The organism is Parapusillimonas sp. JC17, assembly GCF_052180245.1.
GTDB lineage: Bacteria > Pseudomonadota > Gammaproteobacteria > Burkholderiales > Burkholderiaceae_B > Parapusillimonas.
Window position 1 is genome coordinate 3,201,393 of sequence record NZ_CP197474.1, and the last position, 13,978, is coordinate 3,215,370.

A 13,978-nucleotide genomic window follows, 5' to 3' on the forward strand; every position below is an offset into this window, starting at 1 on the left:
GGGGCGACAGGCACCTGGGTAGGAGCAAAACAGGTGAAAAATCATCACTCCCCCGGGCCGGTAGAGACTGGCGCAAACTGGGGGAACTGGTGACGATCCGTACCCACGGACGCCGGCACTGCCACCAAAGGCAGGCCACCCTCGACGGATGGCGCGTAATCCGTTGATGACAGCGGCAAAGACCGCAGTTCTCGGCATCCCACCGAACCGCAGCAGCGGGCCAGCGGCGGGCTCCGCCGAGAATGATCGAAGCACCCGGCCCCCATCGCGGCATCTTGGAGGGCCGTCCACGAAGGCGCGGGTCGCGCCTGCTTTGGAAAGCATCCTGAACCCCATTCTCCCAGGGTGCTTCCCAAGGTCCAACGGAGGAAGAAATGAAGGAACAGCAGGTCCAGTCACAAATTTTTGGCCACCCGTCAACCAGATACCATACCCAGCAAGCACCAGATCAAGCACTTCTCTACCGGATTCACACAGCCGAAGCCAAGCTTGGGGTATCGCGGTCAACAATCTATCGGCTGGTCAACGAAGGCGAGTTGGTACTGATCAAGATCGGCAAACGATCCAGCGGCATCACCGCAGCTAGCGTGCACGCGCTTATCGAGCGCAACAAAGCACTTGCCTGCTGACCCCTCGGATGCTACGCGCGTTTCATCTGCAATACCTTGGCGGATTCAGCCTGCTCATGCAGGAAGTCCGCCCACACTTTCATGACAACGCGCCGCTCGTCCTCAAACCGGGCCCGGTCGTAGGCGGCCTGAATCTCATCCGCCTTAGCATGAGCCAGCTGGGCCTCCAGTACATCAATATCGATCTTCAGGCGTTCACGCGCTACCGTGCGCAACATTGCTCTGAAGCCATGGGTTGCGTGCTGTCCTTGAAACCCCATATCGCGAAGCGCCTTACTCAATGCGTCGCGGTGCAAATGGGGATTGCCTCGTTTCCCGACGCCGGGAAAGACATATTCGCCACCGCCATACTGGCGCATCTCGTTCAACATTTCCAAGGCCTGCTTCGGCAGGCTGACCACATGCTCGATCCGAGTTTTCATCTTGACGGCAGGAATACACCATTCAGCCCGCTCTAGATCCATTTCGGCCCAGCGCGCTGATGCGACTACGCCGGGCCGGCAAGCCGTATAAGCGGCCAGCAGCAAGCCTCCACGCACCACCCTGCCCTCGTACCCTAGGATGGCCCGTATTAACGGCCCTACACCCTGAATTTTAGTGACGGCGGGAATATGGCCTCCTCGGTGCCGGGGCAAGGCGCGTTGCAGTCTCAAAAGCTGGTCGTCGCCACGAATACCACGCACGATACAGTAATCGACGATGCCATTCAGGCATTGGCGAGCCTTTACAGCAATGGATGGAGTCGCGGTCGCCAGATCAACCAGAACCGACACCACATCCTTGCTTGCGAGCGTTCGCATGTCAGCCCGACCGAGCAGCGGCTGCAAACGCTTCTGGACAATAAAAATCGACTTGTCGTAGGTCGCAGGAGCCCAGCCCGGCCTGCGATCTTCCAACCAAGCATCCGAGATTACGGTGAATGAATGCTTCCGCGCCTCTTCGGCGAGCCGTTCAACCTCGGCTTCTTCTTTGGATTTGGAGGCCATTTCAGCGCGCCGCCGGTCGTACATTCCCTCTGGCGGCTCGCCCATGCGGACTCGTTGACGCAATCCGTCCGCTGCTTTGTGCGCATCGGCGATTCCCATGTCTGGGTAAATACCGATAATGCGGTTGCCACGTTTGCCCTCAGGGGTCTGGAACCTGACCATCCACTGCTTGATGCCTGTCGGCTGCACGAGAAGAAATAGGCCTCGCCCCGAAGGCAAGGTATAAACAGCGTCTTTTGACTTGGCCTTGCGGGCCGCTAGATCGGACAATTGCGTGGGTGTTTTTGGCATGTCGAGTCTCTAAGTGGGCAATTCTATGGTATGTAAGTTTTAACATACCAAAGCGCATACCAAAAAAGCCGACATTTACCGAAACCCCCTGAGACGGCCTGAACGCAAAAAACCCGCAGAACGTTAATGTTCATGCGGGTTTCAGGTACTTTATCAGTCGTTATGAAACGGCCTGATTTTATGTCTTGGTGCCGACGGCGAGACTCGAACTCGCACAGCTTTCGCCACTACCCCCTCAAGATAGCGTGTCTACCAATTCCACCACGTCGGCGATGAAAGACCAGCATTCTAGCACAGTTTTCCGTGTATTGCGCCCGGGGCGCTAGGCACCCGTTGGAATTCAGGCTATTTGTTTGCGCCGCTTTCAGCAGGCTTATCCGAAGAAGCGCTGGAGCCCGCCGCAGTATCGGAGCCGGTCGCCGGCTGAGCCGCTTCTGCCGCAGGCTTTTCAGGCGACGCGGCAGGCGCTGCAGGGACGTCGGCCGGGACGGAAGGCACCGAGGGCACGCTGGAGGTTGCCGGGGTGGCCGCACCGGGCACTGCCGGAACCGCGCCGCCAGCCGCCGGAACGGCCGAACCCTGATAGTCTTGCATGACGCCGCCGTCAATCAAGCCCGTGCCCGCGGGATGATGCGCCATATAGGCCAGGCCGCCCGTGGACACGAAGAAGATGATGGCCGCCCATTTCGTCATGCGCGACAGAAAGTTCGCGGCGCCGGCCGCGCCGAACAGGCTCCCTGCCGAACCACCACCGAAGGACGAGCCCATATCGGCGCCCTTGCCTTGCTGCAGCAAGACCAGAACGATGATGCTAAGCGAAGAAATAACCTGGACCGCCATGAAAACGGGAGACAACCATTGCATGAAAAAACTCCGAGGCCTATGCGGCCGCTATACGTAAAAATTCCTCAGCCATCAGTGAGGCGCCGCCAACCAGCGCGCCGTCGATGTCTTCCATTGCAAACAGACTGCCCGCGTTGGACGCTTTGACGCTGCCGCCATACAACACACGGACTTGCGGCGCACCGAGTTCGGCCAGCCGCTCGCGGATGAAGGCATGCACCGCCTGCGCCTGCTCGGGCGTGGCTGTGAGACCCGTACCGATCGCCCACACGGGCTCGTAAGCCAACACCATGCCGGCAACGCGGTCCTTCCCCAGCGCCAGCACAGGCGCCAACTGGCGCGCGATGACTTTTGCGGTCTGGCCGGATTGCTGCTCGTCAAGGGTTTCACCGACACATACGACAGGCGTGATGCCGGCCTCGAGCGCCGCCAAGGCTTTGTCGGCAACCTGCTCGTCGGTTTCGGCATGCAGGCTGCGACGCTCGGAATGGCCGACCAGCACCCACTTGCATGCGAAGTCGTGCAGCATGGCCGCCGAAATCTCACCGGTATAAGCGCCCTGCTCATGCGTGCTGACGTCCTGGGCGCCCCAGGTAACGCCCGTGCCCCGCAGGTTTTCCTGCGCCTGCGCCAAGTACGGGAAAGGAACACAAACTGCAATATCGCTATTGTGTACGGCAGCTACACCGGCGCATATGCCGTCCAGGAGCTTGGCGTTCGCGGCCAAGCTGCCGTGCATCTTCCAATTGCCCATGACCAGGCGACGACGAGTGGGAACACTAAGCATTGAAGAAGAATAAAAAAATTGAATAACCCGGCATTGTAGCTTGGAAAAGCCCTCTTCGCCTACCATGCGGCGGCCTTGCCGGGCAAAAAACGGGTGGACACGCCCACCCGCATCCGAGATCGCTACACGGTAAGCACGATCTTGCCGATTTGCTCACCCGCGTCCATCATGGCGTGGGCGTCGCAGGCGCGCTCGAGAGGAAACGTAGCGTGAACAATAGGCTTGATCTTGCCGGCCTCGAACAGGGGCCAGACCCGCTCTTTCAACGAGCGGGCGATTGCCCCCTTGAACGACACCGGGCGCGGACGCAGCGTGGATCCCGTTACCGTGAGGCGACGGCGCAGTATCTGGCTGAAGTCCAGTTCCGCCTTAACTCCGCCCAGCAAGGCGATGATCACGGTTCTGCCGTCGTCAGCCAAGCAATTGATGTTGCGATTGACATAGCTGCCGGCAACCATGTCCAGAATCACGTCGACCCCCCTGCCGTCGGTGGCGTTCTTGATCTCCTCGACGAAATCCTGAGTGCGGTAATTGAAGGCTTTCACGGCACCCAGGGCCTCGACGGCGCGGGCGCGCTCATCGCTGCCGACGGTCGCATACACCTTATGCCCCAATGCCGTGGCCAGTTGCACGGCCGTCGTGCCGATGCCGCTGGCCCCACCGTGCACCAACAGGGTTTCGCCGGCCGCCAGGCGACCGCGATCGAACACGTTGCTCCATACGGTGTAATAGGTTTCCGGTATGCCGGCAGCTTCGACGTCGGTAAGCCCCTTGGGCACGGGAAGGCATTGCTCTACGGGCGCCGCGCAATATTCCGCGTAACCCCCACCGGCCACGAGAGCGCATACCTTGTCCCCCACCGCCAAACCGCTCGCGCCCAAATCGCCGGAAATGATCTCGCCCACGATCTCCAGGCCAGGCAGGTCGGAAGCGCCTGGAGGAGGCGGATACTTGCCCTTGCGCTGAACGACATCGGGGCGGTTGACGCCGGCGGCGGATACCTTGATGAGGACTTCTCCTGCCCGGGGTTCCGGCATGGGCCTGTCCACCGGAACAAGGACTTCCGGGCCGCCGGGCTTTGAAATTTCCACCGCTTTCATATGGTCTCCATAATGCAAAAGGCACAAAACCGCATTATCGCTGATATCCCGATTTTTTCCCCGATTTCCGCAAATGCGCCCCACAAGCCGGTCCACATAGGCTAAACTCTCGTGCTTCTGAAAGGTTGGGGCGAGCCGGTATAAAATCGAGCTTTCCTTTGGAAATTCTGTCAGTAACTACGGAAGCGTGCCAGAGCGGTTGAATGGACTGGTCTTGAAAACCAGCGACGGGGCAACCCGTCCGTGAGTTCGAATCTCACCGCTTCCGCCATCTACCTGGGTCGCCAACTCCCTTCGATACACCGGCAGCCCATCGCAAACCGCGCACCCATGGCGGAATTGGTAGACGCAAGAGACTTAAAATCTCTCGATCCTTGATCGTGCCGGTTCGATTCCGGCTGGGTGCACCAAAATGGGGCTCTACCCCATTTTCGGGGGATGCGCATTCACTAGACACGGTTGATGACACCGTTCCAACCGCACTGGGCCAAGACCCGCATGCGGTAATTCTCAAAATTCCTGAAGCCATACGCTCTGCGCGAGAGCATCTCCATCTTGGTGTGGAATCCTTCGGTGATGCCGTTGGATTTGGAGAAGCGCCACATGCGCACAATCGGCTCCAGCCACGATGTTAGCGTAGCGGCCAAGGCCCTGGCTGGACTTTGTTCGAACTGACGAATCAACGCCAGGAACTTGGGCAAGAGCCGCTGGGCTCGCTGGGCCCTCATGTTCTTCATGACAAGAAATCCATTCAGTTGCTGCTTGGCAAAATACAGCGCCCGCAGCACGGGCGACTGGGCCAGGTACTGATGCAGTCGCTCCTTTTGCACAGAAGAGAGCTTCCAGTGGTGCCGACGCATCAGGCTGAGCAGCCCCGGTTCTTGCGCCCTTCAGGGTCGTGCTGCTGCCACAGCTTCAGAAAATGCCGGTTCACCAACCGGATGACATGGAAGCGATCAGCCACGATCATCGCATTGGGAAAGTACTCCTGGGCAATGCGCCGATAGGTCTCGGACAGATCCATCACAATGACACGCACGTGCTCGCGGCCTGGTAAACGCTTCAAATAGGCCCGCAGACTCTGTTCGGAGCGGCCCAGCACCACATCGAACACCTTGTGGTGCTTTAAATCCACCAGCGTGGTGGCATAGCCCTTCTTGCGACTGAAGAAGTGTTCATCAATGCCCAGCACCTGGGGGCACGTTCGGCCAGACAGCTCCGAGACCCGTTGCTTGATAAAGGACTGGTACCAGCGCTCGACCGTGGCGCTGCCGATCCGGTGCGTGCGCGTGAGCTGACGCTGGCTCACGCCCCCGTCGTGCGCCTCGAAGACCTCCAGGCGATACGCCTCGGTGGCCCGGCGCCGCGGCCGGATGCCCGCAAAGCGATGGCGAAAATACCGATTGCAGTCCAAGCAGTGGTACTTGGGCACGGCCAGGTGCAACACCATGAGCTGATTGCCCTGGCGCGTGTGCTTGAGCGTACGCTGGTGCGTGGCTTTAATGCGCACCGGCCCTTGCTGGCAATGGATGCAGGCCGAGCGCTTGGTTGGCCTGGCCCAGACATGAATCTCTCGGCCACGCTCGACGCGTTCAATCAATACATCCCGGATTCCTAAGATAAAATCGACTGGGGACATCGGCATTCACTCCATTAGACGTGTTTCTTCGCAAAAACAAGTTTAATGAATGTCGCTGTCCCCCTTTTATGATGAAGAGCCAATCAATTACTTAGAGTGCAGCCGGATTTCGCTTTTTTGCGACGTTCCGCATTCGTTCCGCAAGGCGTTCCGCTTTTGCAAATAAACGACCGCCCATAGCCCGCCACCATGCGGGCTTTTTTGTGCTAAAAATACTGTGTTTATATCCAGTTTTATAGCATGCCTCCGCCTCCCCTCTCCCGTCTGGAATTGATCGCCATCCGCGACGGCAACTTACGCAACGCCGACGTGCGCAGGCTGCTGCACGAGATCCGGCGCCTGCGCGTGATAGCAGTTATCGCGCAGCAGTATGTAGATTGCGTGGATAGCAGATCTGAGTGCACAGACCTTGTACGCCATGGACTTGTGGAAAGGCTCAAGGTTGAGCCATGCATCCAGGAGATAGAGGACAATCGGCAGGCTATGCGCCAGGAATTGGATAAGGCGGGCGGTTGATGGCGTATTATTCAAGGCGTACACAGGCGAGCGGAGATCGTGATGTGCGGACGAATCAAGCAGGCCGTGGGGCTGGCCGACTACATGGAGACGCTCCGCTGGAGCCCTCGAGCGATCCTTGACGTTCCGGACGGTCCGAAATACAACGTCCCGCCTGGTGCCAGGCCGCTGGTCCTGCATCGGCTGGGTGACGGCGCCGAGCATGCAGACCGGCTCTTTTGGGGCTACAAGCCACCTTGGTACAAGCATGGGCCAGTGAGCAATGCGCGCTTGGACACCGTGCTCAAGGGCTCGGGCTTTTGGAAGCCGCTGCTGGCCAATCGAATCATCGTGCCGGCGGACGGCTGGTATGAATGGACCGGCGACAAGGGCGATAAGCAGCCCTGGTTTATCAACCCTAAGGATACGCAGCCCATTTTGATGGCCGGCATCACAGCCTGGCTACCGGGGCGCGAGGTATCCGCGGAAACCGGCTTTGCCATCATCACCGACGACGCCGCCGGCGGCATGGTCGATATCCACGACCGCAGGCCCATATGCCTGTCGCCCGAAGACGCGATCACGTGGCTGGATCCGGCCACGCCAGTCGATGCAGCGCTTGAGCTGCTCACCACCTCGCGGCCGGAGTCTGCGTTTCGGTGGTGGGAGGTAACGCGAAAGATGGGCAACACCAGGTATCAGCTTGACGATGCCAGTAAGCAGATAGATTTATGACCGAGCAACAATTTGCAGTCCTGGCTAGTTTGATGGGCCTTTCGGAACCAGACCGGGCAGCAGCGCATGCTGTCATTTTTGAGAATGAGCGCGGCACCGTCGCAGCGGCCAACATCGTAGATCGGCTGCGAGAGGCGGACATGGCTATTCGGGGCGCATACGTCGTTCACGGGCCAATGGAGTTCCGTATTGTTGTAGGCCACCGCGATACGCACCGTGCGCCGGGCGCGCTTGAGCTAAATATCGGGGACGTGGTGCAACTGACGGCCCAATCGACTGAACGATGGATCCCGGTTCGTGTTACCGCCCTGCCCACGAAGCCGACCGACTACTACAGCGGTGTGATTATCGAGCAGTTGGTGACTGCCAGCCGCTACCAGGTCGGCAATGGCGTCAGGTTCAGTGAGGATCAAGTAATGAGCGAGGCGCCACGCGCAGCATCGAGCTTTCGGCGCCGAAGATATTACTGAGAAATCTCGGTATGAGCTGCCGGATGCGAGTGAGCCAATTTAACCGCCCACGCGGGCGCCGTTACTCGAGGCCGCACGCAAGTCGAAGCCAGACGGATGGGGAGCCAGGGCGAACGAATGGATGATGGAGGGTAAATGCAAGGGGCGGTAGCGACCTCTGGCGCGACCCGGGAATGCAGCACTTCAGGCTGACCGATAAATATGTCAAAATGCATCCGCAGGTTCTGATCGATAACCGCCCGTCGTTGATACAGGAGCAGCCATGTTATTCAGAGCGTTCGTCGTAGCTATCATCGCCGCTGCCGCCACCGGTTGCGCGACTCCGACATCAGAGAGCGTTGCAGCGAAGTGGAAGGGCAAGAATATTACCGAAGCCGTGCAGGTACTTGGTCCCCCTCAGTCCACCATGCCCATGCCTGACAACATCACAATCTACACTTGGGAGGAGCAGTTCGGCTCGGCGAATGCAGCAGTACGCGGATATTGCCGCACGGGCCTACACGTCGACCACAAGGGCACCATCGTCGCGGCTTCCCAGGTGTCCCGCTCTCTTCTCTGTAAATAGTGCTCAAAAAAGGAAACGGTCCCGGACGGTGTCTCGAGCTGAGGCGGTGTGACTGCTGCCTAGTTGACAGAAAGCGGGGCTTTTCCGATTTGGTTGTCATGGCATGGTAACAACCAACCCCACGGAGAAACCCGAGGAGACGGAAGAATGGCTTGGGGGTAGGATGGCGCGGTATCACATGGCGGAAGCGGCGGAGCCGATTTGAACTGACGTCGCACAATGCTAACCCTGCAAAACGGCAATTCCAAAGGATCGTAGCGGTGAGCCAGTTTCCACAGCAGAATCAGTCTCCACATCAGAACGAGTGGATCGCACCACCACTGCAGGCCGCACCTTTAGGCCTTACTGTTCAGCAGGCGCCTGTTCGCACGTTCGTTCCCCCGACCGAAGGCGAGCGGATTTGGTCCAACAATATTACTTACTTCATAGGTCGAATAATCGACTCCGGCGCATTCGGGACAGTGTATGAATGTGTTGACGAATGGGGCAATGAGCTTGCAGCGAAAGTCATATCTCCACAATCCCAAACATATGAACAGGTTCGCGCCATTTGGCACGCAGAGCTGATGAGCCTGCTTTACCTGCGGCATCCCAATATCACATATGTTCACGCCGCCTTCGAGTTTAGAGATACGTTCTACATCGTGATGGAACGGTGTGCGATGACTCTTTCCGCCATCTTGCTCGCTCCAGGACTAAACGGAGAACTATGGTTGCCCCATGTCGCACGCCACGTGCTTCACGCACTTCACTTCATCCATGGGAGCGGATATGTTCACAAAGACCTCCACGCGGGGAATATCTTAGTGTCGCATCAGCGTGATGCAATGGCGCCGTGGAAGGATCCGGTTTGGCAATTCAAGGTTGCAGATTTAGGGATCAGTAACCTAGAAGGCAATATTCGACAATCCGGCTCAATCGTCGCGCAATGGATCATGCCTCCAGAATGCCTCAACCATTCTGAGTTTGGCGCCGTCGGCAGACATGTAGATATCTACCACGTAGGGCTGCTTCTGCTGAACCTAATTCATAACAAGGAATTGCATTTTGGTCGGCAGGATATATTGGATGGCGTGCCGCGACAGCTGGCCGAGGCACATTCGTCACCTTACGCTCCTGCAATCGCGAGAGCTCTAAGGCGGCATGTCAGCTCACGCACCCAATCGGCCATTGAGCTGTGGAGAGAAGTCTCTGCCACCGCAGCAAGTTTACGATCCCAGCAGACTTGATCAGTTATGCCCATAGAGTAATGCGATTCGCCCACGCGCCGCGTTAGCGCACTTTGTTGCGCCAGAGGATTTACCGTGCGCCCTGTGCGTGGACACATCACCTCGGCCACGCCTCCGCCGTCTCCCGGTGCCGCGCCGCATACTCTCCATACGCCACCAACACGCGTTCCTGCACTCAGGCTTGCCATGCGTCATGACCACTGGCACTGAGCAGTATTTCGGGCGGAGGCGGTGTGATCGTCAGGCGGACTTGATTGCTTGCAAATCATTCCTAGGTCAATGACGGTCCGTAGCGTATCCTGAACTGGTGACAATAATAAAAGTCGGCCACACGGAATCATCCCAGGTTGACGATTAGGATCTATATGACAGCTGTACCCTACACCGCTCACGCCCTATTTGCACAGGGCAGCAACATGAACATGCCACCCAACCCGCCCTCCCCGGCAGATGAGGATACGCGGAAACGCCGCTCCACTCTGCTAAGGAAGCGTCTCGTGCGCCAGCTGAAACGCACTTTCCCAGGCTTGCCGTACTGATGCGGGCTTATTGGGCACCGCACACCCTCTCCCACGTAGCCGCCTCACGCCGGGCACCGCAGCGCCCTCAACCGATTATGGACCAGCAGATCGTCGGCCAGCTCCTCGGTCAGAATGTCGCCCTGGCTCACCCTGAAGGGCTTGGTCCAGTAGCAGCTGGTATCAATCACGCGACCAGTCGCGCCGCAGCTCGCTAAGAGAGGCGCCAGGAGGCATGCTGCGCACAGCGTCTTCCACCGAGCTGCGGTCCGTGGCCGCTTTAAGCGCCTCGACCGCCTGTCTTGATTTCTCATCGCTTACCCCTTGATCGTATTTGTGTGAGCCGTACAGCAGCACGGTGCCGATGATGGCCAAGACGGCCAGCGCGCCGGCCAGCAGCTTCCAGTGGCTCCGGATCAATACCAGTGCGTTAAGCATCATCGGCTCCATAATTCAGATTTCCAGCCACCCGACGCGCCCAGCCCTTGCCGAAGCTGGGCCAGGTCGAAAGCTTGGTGTAAAACTCCAGCCGCGCCGCATTGAAACGGGCCAGCACGTCGGTGACGGTCATGCGCTGCACAGCCGACATCGTCACCGGCCCGATCAGCCCGTCGTCAGCCACACTGGCCGCCCGCTGCAGAAAACGGATGCTGTTGCCGATGCCATGGTTGACTGCGGCATCGAACACCTGAAAAGCAATGGCGCCGTCGAACTCGTCACACCGGGCCCGCTGCCAGTAGGCGGTGCGATAGATCTCGCGCGCTTGGTCACGGGTGAGTTCCCGAATGGAACCGGTGTAACCCACCTCTCGGGCCGTGCGCAGGGTGATGCCCCAGTTGGTTTCTCCGCCCGGGTCGTCAGGATGGTTGACGTAGCCGCCCTCGTGACCGATCAGCCGCTCAAATGCAAGATCGAACGTGACCGGCGTGCCGGGCGCTGGCAGCGCGGGCGGCGGGATTCTTTCGGGCGGCTTGGCGGTGGCACCAAAAAGATTCGATAGCCAGCTCATTGCGCACCTCGCACATGCTTATAGGCGACGGCCATGACATAGCCGGCCATGGCCAAGGCCAGCGCCGCGGATCCGTCGCTTGCCCAGCCATCCGCGACGATTCGGCATGCGGCACCCGTGGCCGCAAGCGACACCGCCGACAGCCCCAGCCGCTCCATGGTGGTGTCGTGGATCGACTTGGCAACCACGGCCAAGCCAGCACACCGCCGACACTGCCGCCTGGACGGTCATGTATATGGTTTGGTCCATGTCATACCCCTCGTCCGCGTATGCGATCGATGACGGCCTGCCAGATCGCGTTAATCGGAAAGGCCTGCACTGCTTCCCATGCCCGGGATGCGACGGCCATACCAAAGAATCCGACCAGGAATCCGGTCAGACCCTCGGGTATGCCGAGCCTCATGGAAATGTGTGGGGCGAGGTAGTAGCTGAGCAGTGCGCCGCTGGTCGCCATGCTCAGACGCTCAAGCAAGGTGCCCTGCAGGAATCGCATGGACACCACGGCCCCGGCCACACCCGCCAGCTTGACAGCTATCGCCTCGAAATTTTGCATATCAGCCATCGGCCTCTCTCGGTGGATAGAAAAGAAAAAGCCCCACCAATCGGCAGGGCCTGAAAGAAGAAACCCGGCGCGGGGCCGGGCATAGATATCAGCGGTCAACCGACTTCATTCAGCACTCCTTCTTCCAGGACATCGGAAAAAATACCGAAATAGTCGCGGTTCATCCGCTCCACGTAGGCGCGATCGCTCTCCGTGGCTTGCCGAACATGGGGCGTTATGCCCATTTGGCTCAGCCTTGATAGCACCGTGCGATACGGGTGGATTTTTCGCTTCCCCTTGAACGGGCCATCTGCGTACACTTCTTCAGCTTGCTTTAGATAGTCCACTGTCAACCCCACGAAAAAGAACGTACGGAAAAGTTACCGTTCAGGAAAGTGGGGCGCGGGGGGGAATATTTCAAGGGGCCAAAAAGAAACCGGCTCGGGGCCGGTCTATGCTTGGATGCTTGCGCCTAGGCGGAACATGTCGTCGATGCGCTCCTGGCTGAGCGGAACCAGCGCGGTGCCGCCCGTTTCAAGGGTGAGCGTCACCTCGCAGTTGCGATATGCTGGAATGCCCGTGAACTGCGCGTCACGCTGCAGATCAAAGGGCGCAAAGCACCAATCCCATGCGGTGGTCACCCGCGCGACCAACACGCGGCGATCGTCGAACACCACATCGCCGCCCGTCTTGTCTCGCACGACGACATGGGCGGCGGTCACGTTGCTCATGTTGCCCAGCCACAAACTGGTGATGACGCCGGGCTTGAACACCACCTCCAGGTTGGCGTCTATCGGCCCGACCGTCTGAGACTTGACCACCTTGTCAAACATGGCCACCCGATTCATCGGGCCCGTATCGACCCAGTACGGCAACTGGGCAACCGCGATATTCTCCTCGGGCGGCACACCGCCACTTGGAACGTTGTAGGCCGCTCGGTAGACGCGCTGAGTATCGGAGCGGGTGACGATTGACCCGGCTGGCCAGGCCGCGTTTGTCCACTCCACCTCGCCAGGCCGACGCTCAGGCGCGTTGGTGCTCACGATGGTGACTTCGTTGGAAAGCAATACATCCATATCAAGTTCCTGGGATCACTGCGACGGTGGGAACAGCTGCGTTCGTTACGTAGACCGGCGCCCCTTGTTCAGCCATCTGTCTATTGGTTTGCTCAATGTTCCGCGAGGTGCGGTTGCCCTCGTCCAGCTTCGTTGCCAGCATGGCGCGCAGCTCCCGGATCTCCTGCTGCAACAAGCGAATCTCGCTGCCTTGATTGCTCCCCCGGGCCAGCATCTGCATCAGCTCTCGGTTGTCAGCCGCAGGGACGATTCGCTCGCCCTCGTGGATAGAAACCCCGTGCATATCGAACGGCACGTAGTTCGTGCCCACCGCGAAAGAGCGGCCTTCGTTGCGCCCATACGTGTCCCAGTGATACTGAGCCCAGGCTTCGGGCGACATCCCCCACGACGTGTCGTAAGCAGTCAGGACATCGGGGTTGGACAGGAAGTAATCCGTTGTCCAGCTCGATGAGCCGATATCGGACCCGGGAACTGGCGTATAGCCTCCACCGCCACCTGTGCCCGCCCCACCGCCGGCTGCAGGCGGCATTACCAGCTTGATGTTGCCAATGGGCGCCGTGATGCCGGCGAGCGCTTCGGGGATCGTCAAGAGCGTCTGGTACGTGCCCATGGCGATGTCCAGGCGCTGACGCTCCATTTCCAGGAGCTGGTCCAGGCGCTCCATTTCCGCCTGGTACCACTGCTGCGAGTTCTTGAGCTGATCCTCCAGCGCGTTGAGTGCGCGCTTCTCGGTCGACAATTGGCTGTCGGCCAGCTCGTTCAGGCTGCTGATCGTGTGAGCCGTGCGCAAGAAATCGGCCTGGTAATCCTCGAAGCTGCTGAACAAGCCTTCGGAAGGCTCCGCCACAATGGACAGAGCCGCCTCAAAGTCGGCGCCCTGCGGCATGACACCAGTGAGCTTGGCCACCGACAGCGCCCGGTCAATGCGATCTCGTGCCCAGGCACGGTTCCGACTGTCGTCCAGGCCCTGTCCGATCATGCGCTGCACGGTCGAGGTCAGGCGCCCGGTCAGGCTCGTCAGCTCGTTGACCGTGCTTGAGGCGGCTGAGATCGAATTGCGCAGGG

General features: G+C 59.3%; 19 protein-coding genes and 3 tRNA genes. 7 read left to right on the forward strand and 15 right to left on the reverse strand.

Features of this window, described 5'->3' with window-relative positions; translation table 11 throughout:
* Nucleotides 1-374: 374 nt before the first annotated feature.
* The gene (locus ACSBPU_RS15380) at nucleotides 375-629 is read left to right on the forward strand and encodes a helix-turn-helix transcriptional regulator (RefSeq protein ID WP_442592871.1); all 255 of its coding nucleotides are present in this window, start codon (nucleotides 375-377) and stop codon (nucleotides 627-629) included.
* Nucleotides 630-640: 11 nt separating this feature from the next.
* On the opposite strand, the gene ACSBPU_RS15385 is transcribed toward ACSBPU_RS15380, so the two are convergent.
* The 5 genes from ACSBPU_RS15385 to ACSBPU_RS15405 form a co-directional block, all read right to left on the reverse strand.
* A complete protein-coding gene (locus ACSBPU_RS15385) occupies nucleotides 641-1,906 on the reverse strand; it encodes a tyrosine-type recombinase/integrase (RefSeq protein ID WP_442592872.1) in 1,266 nt (421 codons plus the stop codon).
* Between the two features lie 186 nt (nucleotides 1,907-2,092).
* Nucleotides 2,093-2,177: transfer RNA gene (locus ACSBPU_RS15390), tRNA-Leu, on the reverse strand.
* Between the two features lie 74 nt (nucleotides 2,178-2,251).
* Nucleotides 2,252-2,770, reverse strand: a complete 519-nt coding sequence (secG, locus tag ACSBPU_RS15395) for a preprotein translocase subunit SecG (protein WP_442592873.1) — start codon at nucleotides 2,768-2,770, stop codon at nucleotides 2,252-2,254.
* A gap of 16 nt (nucleotides 2,771-2,786) precedes the next feature.
* The gene (tpiA, locus tag ACSBPU_RS15400) at nucleotides 2,787-3,536 is read right to left on the reverse strand and encodes a triose-phosphate isomerase (protein WP_442592874.1); all 750 of its coding nucleotides are present in this window, start codon (nucleotides 3,534-3,536) and stop codon (nucleotides 2,787-2,789) included.
* Between the two features lie 122 nt (nucleotides 3,537-3,658).
* On the reverse strand, nucleotides 3,659-4,636 hold the full coding sequence (locus tag ACSBPU_RS15405; protein ID WP_442592875.1) for an NAD(P)H-quinone oxidoreductase: 978 nt from the start codon (nucleotides 4,634-4,636) through the stop codon (nucleotides 3,659-3,661).
* Nucleotides 4,637-4,817: 181 nt separating this feature from the next.
* Here ACSBPU_RS15405 and ACSBPU_RS15410 point away from each other — a divergent pair.
* Both ACSBPU_RS15410 and ACSBPU_RS15415 read left to right on the forward strand, forming a co-directional pair.
* Nucleotides 4,818-4,907: transfer RNA gene (locus tag ACSBPU_RS15410), tRNA-Ser, on the forward strand.
* A 53-nt stretch (nucleotides 4,908-4,960) separates the two neighbouring features.
* A tRNA-Leu gene (locus ACSBPU_RS15415) sits at nucleotides 4,961-5,046 on the forward strand.
* Nucleotides 5,047-5,085: 39 nt separating this feature from the next.
* Here the strand turns inward: ACSBPU_RS15415 and ACSBPU_RS15420 are convergent.
* Both ACSBPU_RS15420 and ACSBPU_RS15425 read right to left on the reverse strand, forming a co-directional pair.
* Entirely contained in the window at nucleotides 5,086-5,466 is a 381-nt protein-coding gene (locus ACSBPU_RS15420; RefSeq protein ID WP_442592876.1) for an ISL3 family transposase, read from the reverse strand.
* A 29-nt stretch (nucleotides 5,467-5,495) separates the two neighbouring features.
* Nucleotides 5,496-6,146 carry a transposase gene (locus tag ACSBPU_RS15425; RefSeq protein ID WP_442592877.1) on the reverse strand — a complete coding sequence of 217 codons (651 nt, stop codon included), beginning with the start codon at nucleotides 6,144-6,146 and terminating at the stop codon, nucleotides 5,496-5,498.
* Between the two features lie 687 nt (nucleotides 6,147-6,833).
* On the opposite strand from ACSBPU_RS15425, the gene ACSBPU_RS15430 reads away from it, so the two are divergent.
* The 4 genes from ACSBPU_RS15430 (at nucleotide 6,834) to ACSBPU_RS15445 (ending at nucleotide 9,769) form a co-directional block, all read left to right on the forward strand.
* Nucleotides 6,834-7,505, forward strand: a complete 672-nt coding sequence (locus tag ACSBPU_RS15430) for an SOS response-associated peptidase (RefSeq protein ID WP_442592878.1) — start codon at nucleotides 6,834-6,836, stop codon at nucleotides 7,503-7,505.
* Nucleotides 7,502-7,975: an alpha/beta hydrolase gene (locus ACSBPU_RS15435; RefSeq protein ID WP_442592879.1), complete on the forward strand. Its 474-nt coding sequence runs from the start codon at nucleotides 7,502-7,504 to the stop codon at nucleotides 7,973-7,975. Before ACSBPU_RS15430 ends, ACSBPU_RS15435 begins: the two co-directional genes overlap by 4 nt.
* A 262-nt stretch (nucleotides 7,976-8,237) precedes the next feature.
* The gene (locus tag ACSBPU_RS15440) at nucleotides 8,238-8,540 is read left to right on the forward strand and encodes a hypothetical protein (protein WP_442592880.1); all 303 of its coding nucleotides are present in this window, start codon (nucleotides 8,238-8,240) and stop codon (nucleotides 8,538-8,540) included.
* Between the two features lie 260 nt (nucleotides 8,541-8,800).
* Nucleotides 8,801-9,769 carry a protein kinase family protein gene (locus ACSBPU_RS15445; RefSeq protein WP_442592881.1) on the forward strand — a complete coding sequence of 323 codons (969 nt, stop codon included), beginning with the start codon at nucleotides 8,801-8,803 and terminating at the stop codon, nucleotides 9,767-9,769.
* A 583-nt stretch (nucleotides 9,770-10,352) separates the two neighbouring features.
* Here ACSBPU_RS15445 and ACSBPU_RS15450 read toward each other — a convergent pair.
* The 8 genes from ACSBPU_RS15450 to ACSBPU_RS15485 all read right to left on the reverse strand — a co-directional run bounded on the left by ACSBPU_RS15450 (nucleotide 10,353) and on the right by ACSBPU_RS15485 (nucleotide 13,901).
* Nucleotides 10,353-10,478 (reverse strand): hypothetical protein, encoded by a 126-nt coding sequence (locus ACSBPU_RS15450; protein WP_442592882.1) that lies wholly within the window; start codon nucleotides 10,476-10,478, stop codon nucleotides 10,353-10,355.
* Nucleotides 10,471-10,728: a hypothetical protein gene (locus ACSBPU_RS15455; protein WP_442592883.1), complete on the reverse strand. Its 258-nt coding sequence runs from the start codon at nucleotides 10,726-10,728 to the stop codon at nucleotides 10,471-10,473. The genes ACSBPU_RS15450 and ACSBPU_RS15455 overlap by 8 nt, the downstream gene beginning before the upstream one ends.
* Nucleotides 10,718-11,296, reverse strand: coding sequence for a glycoside hydrolase family 108 protein (locus tag ACSBPU_RS15460; RefSeq protein WP_442592884.1), 579 nt, complete (start codon nucleotides 11,294-11,296; stop codon nucleotides 10,718-10,720). The genes ACSBPU_RS15455 and ACSBPU_RS15460 overlap by 11 nt, the downstream gene beginning before the upstream one ends.
* Nucleotides 11,293-11,490: a hypothetical protein gene (locus ACSBPU_RS15465; RefSeq protein ID WP_442592885.1), complete on the reverse strand. Its 198-nt coding sequence runs from the start codon at nucleotides 11,488-11,490 to the stop codon at nucleotides 11,293-11,295. The genes ACSBPU_RS15460 and ACSBPU_RS15465 overlap by 4 nt, the downstream gene beginning before the upstream one ends.
* 56 nt (nucleotides 11,491-11,546) lie before the next feature.
* Nucleotides 11,547-11,858, reverse strand: a complete 312-nt coding sequence (locus tag ACSBPU_RS15470) for a hypothetical protein (RefSeq protein ID WP_442592457.1) — start codon at nucleotides 11,856-11,858, stop codon at nucleotides 11,547-11,549.
* Nucleotides 11,859-11,953: 95 nt separating this feature from the next.
* Nucleotides 11,954-12,082 carry a hypothetical protein gene (locus ACSBPU_RS15475; RefSeq protein ID WP_442592886.1) on the reverse strand — a complete coding sequence of 43 codons (129 nt, stop codon included), beginning with the start codon at nucleotides 12,080-12,082 and terminating at the stop codon, nucleotides 11,954-11,956.
* Nucleotides 12,083-12,289: 207 nt separating this feature from the next.
* Complete coding sequence (locus tag ACSBPU_RS15480) at nucleotides 12,290-12,913, reverse strand: hypothetical protein (RefSeq protein WP_442592887.1); 624 nt, start codon at nucleotides 12,911-12,913, stop codon at nucleotides 12,290-12,292.
* A gap of 1 nt (nucleotide 12,914) precedes the next feature.
* Nucleotides 12,915-13,901, reverse strand: a complete 987-nt coding sequence (locus tag ACSBPU_RS15485) for a hypothetical protein (protein WP_442592888.1) — start codon at nucleotides 13,899-13,901, stop codon at nucleotides 12,915-12,917.
* Between the last annotated feature and the right edge of the window lie 77 nt (nucleotides 13,902-13,978).

Bases quoted from the DNA above. Each gene is read 5' to 3' on its own strand.
- ACSBPU_RS15470 (WP_442592457.1), bottom strand. From the start codon at position 11,858: ATGGCTGATATGCAAAATTTCGAGGCGATAGCTGTCAAGCTGGCGGGT.
- ACSBPU_RS15405 (WP_442592875.1), bottom strand. From the start codon at position 4,636: ATGAAAGCGGTGGAAATTTCAAAGCCCGGCGGCCCGGAAGTCCTTGTT.
- ACSBPU_RS15475 (WP_442592886.1), bottom strand. From the start codon at position 12,082: ATGGGCATAACGCCCCATGTTCGGCAAGCCACGGAGAGCGATCGCGCC.
- tpiA (WP_442592874.1), bottom strand. From the start codon at position 3,536: ATGCTTAGTGTTCCCACTCGTCGTCGCCTGGTCATGGGCAATTGGAAG.
- ACSBPU_RS15440 (WP_442592880.1), top strand. From the start codon at position 8,238: ATGTTATTCAGAGCGTTCGTCGTAGCTATCATCGCCGCTGCCGCCACC.
- ACSBPU_RS15435 (WP_442592879.1), top strand. From the start codon at position 7,502: ATGACCGAGCAACAATTTGCAGTCCTGGCTAGTTTGATGGGCCTTTCG.
- ACSBPU_RS15385 (WP_442592872.1), bottom strand. From the start codon at position 1,906: ATGCCAAAAACACCCACGCAATTGTCCGATCTAGCGGCCCGCAAGGCC.
- ACSBPU_RS15430 (WP_442592878.1), top strand. From the start codon at position 6,834: ATGTGCGGACGAATCAAGCAGGCCGTGGGGCTGGCCGACTACATGGAG.
- ACSBPU_RS15380 (WP_442592871.1), top strand. From the start codon at position 375: ATGAAGGAACAGCAGGTCCAGTCACAAATTTTTGGCCACCCGTCAACC.
- ACSBPU_RS15460 (WP_442592884.1), bottom strand. From the start codon at position 11,296: ATGAGCTGGCTATCGAATCTTTTTGGTGCCACCGCCAAGCCGCCCGAA.
- secG (WP_442592873.1), bottom strand. From the start codon at position 2,770: ATGCAATGGTTGTCTCCCGTTTTCATGGCGGTCCAGGTTATTTCTTCG.
- ACSBPU_RS15480 (WP_442592887.1), bottom strand. From the start codon at position 12,913: ATGGATGTATTGCTTTCCAACGAAGTCACCATCGTGAGCACCAACGCG.
- ACSBPU_RS15455 (WP_442592883.1), bottom strand. From the start codon at position 10,728: ATGATGCTTAACGCACTGGTATTGATCCGGAGCCACTGGAAGCTGCTG.